This is a genomic window from Vibrio sp. 1641 (genome assembly GCF_033339995.1).
In the GTDB taxonomy this organism is placed as follows: domain Bacteria; phylum Pseudomonadota; class Gammaproteobacteria; order Enterobacterales; family Vibrionaceae; genus Vibrio; species Vibrio alginolyticus.
Genome location: NZ_JAWOVP010000323.1, coordinates 1 through 601, shown reverse-complemented (window position 1 = coordinate 601; position 601 = coordinate 1). Strand labels below are relative to the sequence as shown.

1 pseudogene is annotated in these 601 nt (G+C 41.4%); it reads right to left on the bottom strand.

Annotated features, from left to right (window positions below):
• Positions 1-48: 48 nt before the first annotated feature.
• Positions 49-582 (bottom strand): annotated as a pseudogene (locus tag R7Z47_RS25770) (polysaccharide biosynthesis/export family protein).
• Positions 583-601: the final 19 nt, after the last annotated feature.

Below are 601 nucleotides of genomic sequence, written 5' to 3'. Positions count from 1 at the left end.
TCATCTGGAAATTGTTGGGATGAGTTCCGTTCATTTGATTACCTGTCACTAGAAGAAGCTCTGATCAATAAAGACAATGTCACCTGGTTCAACCGTGCGCTGCATACTCACGCCTTCTACGGTTTTGCCAGTTTTATGTTTGGTTAAGTTAATGCTTTTACGTGAAGCTCTATCGGTGAGCCCGCCAGCTAGTGCGATGGCTTTTTCTATCGTCAGTCCTGGTCGATACTCAAATCCTCCGGGTTTACGAACTTCGCCATTGACGTAAAACAAACGAAAGTAATTGATTGTCACCATGACTTTCGGGTTGATCAGATAATCACCTTTTAAGCCCGTTTCGATTTCGTACTTGAGCTGTTTGGGCGTTTTATTGATCGCTTTGATTCGTCCAAGGTAAGGGTAATCAAAGTAACCATCTGACGTGATGAGGATGTTTTTAATAGAAAGATCTTCCTACCCGGAAACTTGCACTGAAATAGTGTCACCAGTATCGAGTAGGTAATCTTGTTCGTTTGAATTCGCGCTAACAAAAGTACTGAAAAGTAGCAGAGCTAGGCCAATTAACTTGAATAATGGATTCATTAACATTCCTTGTTACAAC